Source organism: Synergistaceae bacterium, from assembly GCA_031272035.1.
Lineage (GTDB): Bacteria > Synergistota > Synergistia > Synergistales > Aminobacteriaceae > JAISSA01.
Map to the genome: position 1 here is coordinate 55,679 of JAISUO010000069.1, position 6,636 is coordinate 62,314.

Below are 6,636 nucleotides of genomic sequence, written 5' to 3' on the forward strand. Positions count from 1 at the left end.
TTTTTCCCGCTCCGGTCAGTTTTCGCCCGCGACGTTGACTACGCGTTTCATGATGCCGTCCACCACGTACTCCGAGCGTGAAATGCGCAAAGTTCCCTCTTTAATCCGTCGGGCTTTCGTTTCACTGAGAAACTCTTTTTCTTCCGGCAGAAGCTCCGCGGAGCTCTTTTTTTCCTTCGCGGTCTGCCGGTCCTCCAGTGACCCGATCCGGTCGTGCAGCAGTTCCACGATAAGTTCGTTGTTGGCGTCCACCGCGGAAATCTCCTTCATCATTCGGGCAAAACCGTCGATGGACTTCCAGCCTCCCTCAATGGCCGTCTGGGTGAGGGAGTTTATTCCTCCCCCCCGAACCACCAGCTCACAGACTCCCGTGACGTCTTTGGGAACGGTGAGCTCGAATTTCTTTTTGACGGGAGAACGCCGCCAGGGGCGCAATGTGACCTCCACGTCCAGAGTATCGCCCGGTTTTACGTCGGAAGACACGTTGACGTCCTCGATGAGCAGGATTTTGGGCTCCTGTGTGGCGGAGACGTCGAGTCGAAATCCCACGGGGAAAATTTCCCTGAAGGGCTGCCGGAGAAAAAGTTCCATGATCGCGGCGGATTCCCGAAGAGCGACGCTGCTGGCGTCATTCTCCGAGAAAAACATGTTCGTCCGCGTCCACCCTTCCGTCATGCCCTGACCTTCCACCCGAAGCGTAACCATCAGGGTTCCCTGTCCCCGGCGCTGCCACTGATCGTCCAGGAGCCCTTTGTAAATGCCCTCCAGCAGTTTCGGTCCAAGGGTTTCGTCCGGCGCCATGCGAAATTTTTTTTCAGTTCGTTTCCCATTGCCGGCGTCCAGGTCCAAAAACGTCAGAGTCGCCGGAATAGAGGGCGTGAAGTATCCCATTCGCCCTCCGATGCCCTCATTCCGGTCCTGAGTGGCCGTGCCCGTCAGGGAAAGGGGAGAGGCAAGCTTGAAGGGAAACAGCCTGCTGGAGACGATGTCGTGGATATACGCCTTTCCCACGGGAAAATTCACCGCTCCCCGATTCAGAAACGGATGTCCGAAAGCGAGAAAACGTCCGTCCTTTGACGTGGCTGTCACCGTTCCCGTGGCGGAAATTTCCACGTCTCCCCAGGCCAGAAGCACGGAGATGGCGTCTCCCGGGCGGAATTTTTCAGATTTCACCGGAAGATCCCCGGCGGCATCCCAGGGGACCGACTCCAGAGGAACTCCCAGCCGCTCTCCCAGATTCAGAGCGGATTCCTGACTCAGGCCTCCCGCTGTGAGGGTTGAGGACGACAGAAAAAGATCGGAAGCTCGATCGGAGGTTTTCTCCTGCCCGGAAGATTTGAGAAGCTTCGGCGCGTCGGGATGGGAAAAGACGCCGCGCATGGCCTCTATGGGGGTCACCAGCGCCGTTTTGTGGTCGCTGAAGTTCCAGCCTGTCCCGATGGCCCCGACCAGCCTGTCGTCAATGAAGACCGGAGAGCCGCTCATGCCCTGGGCGAAGCTGCCGGCCGCCCTGGAAGAAGAGGGCAGCACGCGTATCAGAACCGCGTTTTTCGCGGAGTCCTTTCGTGGAATGACGCTGACAATTTCCACCGGCAGACGCGCGGGTTTCGTCCCCTTCAGCACCGTCAGCGCGTAGCCCCGCATTCCCGGACGCAAACGGCTCGCCGGCATGACGGGCTGTTCCGGGATGAATGCCGCGGGGGCGGCAAAGGACGCCTGAGACAAAAACACCGAAAAAACAATAATGAAACTATATAAAAAACTCCGTTTTAAATAATTCAAACTTATAACTCCAAATCTGTGGCTGTTGTATTTGCCCCCTGCGGAACCTGCGCGGAAAACGACGTCCTTCCGTCCTGAGGCTTCTATTGCCTGTTCCATCGCAGATAAGCCATAATAAAATCGTCGATGTCGCCGTCCAGAACGGCCTGCACGTTTCCCTTTTCCGTTCCCGTGCGATGATCCTTGACCAGCGTGTAAGGATGCAGCACGTAAGAACGGATCTGATTCCCCCAGGAGTTCTCTTTTTTGTCGCCCACGACGGCCGCCAGTTCTTCGCTGCGCTCCTGCATGGCGCGCTCGTACAGTCTGCTCTTCAGAACCTGCATGGCGACCTGACGGTTCATGTGCTGAGAGCGCTCATTCTGACAGCTTACCACAATTCCCGTGGGAATATGCGTAATCCGAACCGCCGAGTCCGTTCGGTTGACGTACTGCCCGCCCGCTCCGCTGGCCCGGAAGGTATCGACCCGCAGATCTTCGGGCCTTATTTCCACCTCCACGCTGTCCGGCAGTTCGGGGGAAACTCCCGCCGAGGCAAAGCTGGTGTGACGGCGATGGGCCGAATCGAAGGGAGAAATCCGCACCAGTCGGTGGACTCCCTTTTCGGATTTGAGATAGCCGTAGGCATATTCGCCCTCCACAAGTACCGTAGCGCTCTTGATCCCCGCCTCTTCGTCCGAGGAGGCCTCAATGACCGTTGTTTTGAATCCGTCCCGCTCGGCCCATCTCAGATACATGCGGAGCATCATCTCCGCCCAGTCCTGAGAATCCAGCCCTCCCGATCCGGCGTGCACCGTCAAAATCGCGCTGGCGGCATCGTACTCCTCGTTCAGGAGGATCATGAGCTGATGCCGGTCCAGAGCGCGGCGCAGTTCGGCCGTCCGGGCGTCAAATTCCTTTTGCAGTTCGCGGTCGTCGCCCTCCCGCAGCATTTCGTCGAGAACGTCCAGATCCTCCATTTCCCGACAGACCCGTTCCCATTCTCCGAGACGCTGCGTAATGCCGGAAAGTTCCTTTAAAGCATCCTGGCTGCCCTCCTGGGACCAGAAATCTTCCGCCGCCGTCGCCGCTTCCAGTTCGGAAGCCCTGTTTTTCAGAGCGGGCAGGTCAAAGACTGTCCTGCAGTTCCTGCTTCAGGGACCGCAGTTCTTCCAATACGGAAACATTTGCCTGTATCATTCAGTACCTCCACGAACGTAAATTGAAACACACGTCCTAATAATAACGTAATATCCCGAAATACGGGAGGTCGCTTCGGAGCAAAAAACGGTTCTTTTCATCAAAAGGACAACGGGCGCGGCAGAAAAACGGCGACCAAAATCTGTGGAAAATGAATTTATTTTCCGCGGATTGCTTTTCGGCTCTTGACCACAGGGCCGCAATGCGTTAAAAATAATGGGTATTTCTGATTTTGGGAGCGGCTTTTTTCCGGAAGTGTATTTTTCGGAGGGCGAAGCGCTTTCGGCAACAGCAGCGATGTTTCGTGCAGAAGAACAGGGATATGTTGCAGGTATGAATGTTTTGAAGGAGGAGTCGAAAATGACAAAAACAGATTTGATCGAAAAGGTTGCGGAATCTGCGGGGATGACGAAGAAGGACGCGGGAGCTGCGGTGACGGCGGTGTTTGATGCCATAACCTCGGCCCTTTCCGGCGGCGATAAGGTACAGCTTATCGGGTTCGGTTCTTTTGAGGTGCGCCAGAGGGCCGCTCGTGACGGGCACGATCCCCAGGATCCCAAAAAAGTGATCCATATTCCCGCGAGGAAGGTTCCCGTATTCAAAGCCGGTAAGGCTCTCAAAGACAGCGTCGTCTGATTCCGCGGCTGGCTTCAAATTCAGAAAAAAAGGCGAGCCCGCAAAGGAACTCGTCTTTTTGGTGTTTGGAAGCGGCAGTAAAGGAAAATTGAAATGAAACGATCGGTGAAATTTCTGGCGATTTTGGCGAAGATAACGCTCTGTGTTTTCCTGTTTGTTTCTTCTGCCGAGGCCGATTCCACGGCGAACAGTCTTATCGAAGATGCCATTGAGGTTTTGAACGAGATGTCCCGGCAGGAGGACGCCAGCAGTATGGGAGAACTTCTGCAGGACGCCCGGGCTGTCGCTTTCGTGCCCGGTTTCGTGAAGGCGGGTTTCATCATCGGCGGCGAGTACGGCGAGGGGCTCATTCTGCGCAGAGAAGGAAAAAAATGGTACGGCCCCAGTTTCTATAACCTTGGCGGCGGGTCTGTGGGTTTGCAGATCGGAGCGCAGAAAATTTCTTTCGTGCTGGTGATCACCAACGAGGCCGGCGTGGATGCTTTTCTGAAGAGCAGAACCAAGCTGGGCGGGGACGTGGCGATTGCCGCCGGCCCCGTGGGAAGGCGGGGAGAGGCGGCCACCGACGGTCAGATGAAAGCTTCCATATACAGCTATTCTCTGACGAAGGGCCTCTTCGCGGGTGTTTCCCTGGACGGCTCGGTCATCAGCGTCAGCGTCAAACGCAACAAGGAATACTGGAAGAAAGAAACGAGCGCGGATCAGGCTCTGAAAAATCCGGCGACGGACAAACGTATCCAACCCCTGATTCGGGCGATTGAAAAGGTATCAAAGGCCAAAAAGAAATAAAGCAGGAATACGGAGTCTTCCTTAGATAAGATATTCCGTAGTGGTCTTCTTATTGCCGTTTTCCCTTCCTGTTTCGGAGCCGGATCACTCCAGCAGTTCGGTCAGGAAGGGCGGAAGCACGAAGGCGGCGCGGTGGATTGCGTCTGTGTAATAGCGAGTTCCCGTTACGTTCCGTAAAGGTGTCGAGGGGGCCGGTCCCAGGGAGGCCGCGCCGTAGGTCCACATTCCGGTAGGATAGGTGGGAACCGCGCCCCAGTACATCTGAACGAGAGGAAAAACGGAGCGCATCTGTTTTATTGCCTGCCGCATGAGGGCCGTGTCGGCAAAGGGAGATTCCGTAAGTTCCGTCATTATTCCATGGGGATTTAAAATATCGCGGATGGCCCTGTAAAAAGGGGCCTGAAACAGACCGGCCGCGAAGTCCACGGGGTCCGTGCTGTCAACGATGACGACGTCGAAGCGGTCTTCGGTGGTTCTGATGTATTCCAAAGCGTCCATGCAGCGAATGTCCGCTCGTGGATTCTCCAGCTCGCAGCCTGTGGCGGGAAAATATTTTTTCGACGTGTCGATCACCTCTTTGTCGATGTCAACCAGGGTGCATCGCTCCACGCCGGAGTGGCGCAAAACCTCCCGGAGAATGGCCCCGTCGCCTCCGCCCACGATGAGAACCCGGACCGGATCGGGATGGGCGCACAGGGGGACGTGGGCCATCATCTCCGAGTAGCAGAATTCATCTCGTTCGGTCAGCTGTATGGCCCCGTCGAGGACAAGCGTCCGGCCGTACTCCGGGGTTTCGACCACGAGAATCTCCTGGTAGGGAGTTTTTTTCTGAAAAAGAATCCCGCTGGTTCTCAGGGACAGGCGCAAATTGTCGGTTTGCTCCTCCGTAAGCCAGAGTTCGTTTTTGCGTCGTGCCCGTACCACTGCAGTTGTCGATGTTTCCGCCATCAAAAGACCTCCGATCTCAAATCCAATTGTTTTATTAAAGCACTTTTTCCCGCCTGCGAATCGGTCATGCTCCTGAAATCCTCCCTGATTCTTTTTCGGCGCGGAAAAACCTCCTCTGCAAATCCAGGCGGAAATATTTCTAAACTAGACCGCGAATTTTTGTTGTTTCTTCGCCTCGAAGTGAGGTTGCATACCGTGATTCTCGAACATCAGCCGAACCTGCCGATCAATGTGCTCGTTGAGTTCGTCCGGCGTCATGTTTTTCGTTTCTTCGTAAAGCCGTACCCGCAAATCGCTTATATCCTCGTCGAACAGTCCCTGGTTAGTCATCTTCCAACACCTCCATAGGCGTGCAGATAAATATTTCTTTGTAGCCTTCTTTCAAATTCATGAGATTGATGAATTTTTTTGTTCTGATTTTGTTTATATGCTTGAAGTTGAAAGACAAAACGCAATCAAGCCCATATACCGAAGCGATTGCAATATGAGAACAATCCAATCTGTGATTTTCCGAGAGCAATCCGTTACGTATATAACTGTCCACGAGACGATTTACCTCGTCGGTATTTTGGACGACTCGAATCTCGTCGTTTTCAATGAGACGCAACATTTTACGCTGTTTGTCCGGCGGCGCATTCGTAATCTCATAGAGAGCGTAAATCGAAGTATACGCTTCCATTGCCCCATTTCTGATCGCCTCGAACAGCCTTACCGTTTCTGCATGTCCGAGACGATTTTCGTCAAAATAGTAGTTGAACACGGTAGTTTCGAGATACACGCGCAATCCTTTCATCGGAATCGCCCCCCGTCGAAAAAATCATAAACTGACCGCGCCCTCCAACCCTCAGTGCAGCCCTTTCTCCACTTCCCCATTGTAGCGCAGGCGGTTCAGTTCGGAAAGGCGGTGCAATACCTCAATCTGCGTCGGCTCGGAGATTTCGTGAAGCAACGGACACCCACAGTTCCTGCTGCCAAACCTGTCATGCCGGGCGCACCATTAACAGAGGGCGGCCCGAAGGCCGCCCTCTCGTCTTTCTTTTAACGTTCTTTCAATTGTTCTTTCAGCGACGTTTCTTTCCCGTTCGCTCCAGAGTCAGGACCGGAATCAGCGCCAGCGTCATCAGGCTTAGTGAAAAAGCTGAAAAGCCCGCGTTGCACCCGCCGTGATGCTTTTTGCCGGTGTCGTCGTCGTCGATAATCACGTTCCTGTTGCCCGTGACGATCCAGGACCAGGTCACCGCCGGGTCCAAATCCTGCGCATGGTCGCTTCCGTCCGGCAGGCTCCACTCCACCCGGGGGACG

8 protein-coding genes are annotated in these 6,636 nt (G+C 54.8%); 2 read left to right on the forward strand and 6 right to left on the reverse strand.

Annotation, left to right across the window (positions count from 1 at the left end; translation table 11 throughout):
• Window positions 1–15 precede the first annotated feature (15 nt).
• Both LBR61_08605 and prfB read right to left on the reverse strand, forming a co-directional pair.
• A complete protein-coding gene (locus LBR61_08605; GenBank protein ID MDR1732139.1) occupies window positions 16–1,671 on the reverse strand; it encodes a peptidase S55 in 1,656 nt (551 codons plus the stop codon).
• A gap of 194 nt (window positions 1,672–1,865) precedes the next feature.
• A protein-coding gene (gene prfB / locus LBR61_08610; protein ID MDR1732140.1) for a peptide chain release factor 2 occupies window positions 1,866–2,961 on the reverse strand; the annotation gives its coding sequence in 2 pieces (ribosomal slippage) (window positions 1,866–2,891 and window positions 2,893–2,961; 1,095 coding nt in all).
• Window positions 2,962–3,321: 360 nt separating this feature from the next.
• Between prfB and LBR61_08615 the strand changes: the two genes are divergently transcribed.
• The gene (locus LBR61_08615) at window positions 3,322–3,597 is read left to right on the forward strand and encodes an HU family DNA-binding protein (GenBank protein MDR1732141.1); all 276 of its coding nucleotides are present in this window, start codon (window positions 3,322–3,324) and stop codon (window positions 3,595–3,597) included.
• 93 nt (window positions 3,598–3,690) lie between these two features.
• Entirely contained in the window at window positions 3,691–4,386 is a 696-nt protein-coding gene (locus tag LBR61_08620; protein MDR1732142.1) for a lipid-binding SYLF domain-containing protein, read from the forward strand.
• Between the two features lie 84 nt (window positions 4,387–4,470).
• On the opposite strand, the gene speE is transcribed toward LBR61_08620, so the two are convergent.
• From speE to LBR61_08640, 4 genes are all read right to left on the reverse strand, one after another.
• Window positions 4,471–5,334, reverse strand: a complete 864-nt coding sequence (gene speE / locus LBR61_08625; GenBank protein ID MDR1732143.1) for a polyamine aminopropyltransferase — start codon at window positions 5,332–5,334, stop codon at window positions 4,471–4,473.
• A 144-nt stretch (window positions 5,335–5,478) separates the two neighbouring features.
• Window positions 5,479–5,664, reverse strand: coding sequence for a hypothetical protein (locus tag LBR61_08630; protein ID MDR1732144.1), 186 nt, complete (start codon window positions 5,662–5,664; stop codon window positions 5,479–5,481).
• Window positions 5,657–6,127: a PIN domain-containing protein gene (locus LBR61_08635; protein ID MDR1732145.1), complete on the reverse strand. Its 471-nt coding sequence runs from the start codon at window positions 6,125–6,127 to the stop codon at window positions 5,657–5,659. Before LBR61_08635 ends, LBR61_08630 begins: the two co-directional genes overlap by 8 nt.
• 268 nt (window positions 6,128–6,395) lie before the next feature.
• The coding region (locus LBR61_08640; GenBank protein ID MDR1732146.1) for a hypothetical protein at window positions 6,396–6,636 on the reverse strand (241 nt) is incomplete at its 5' end.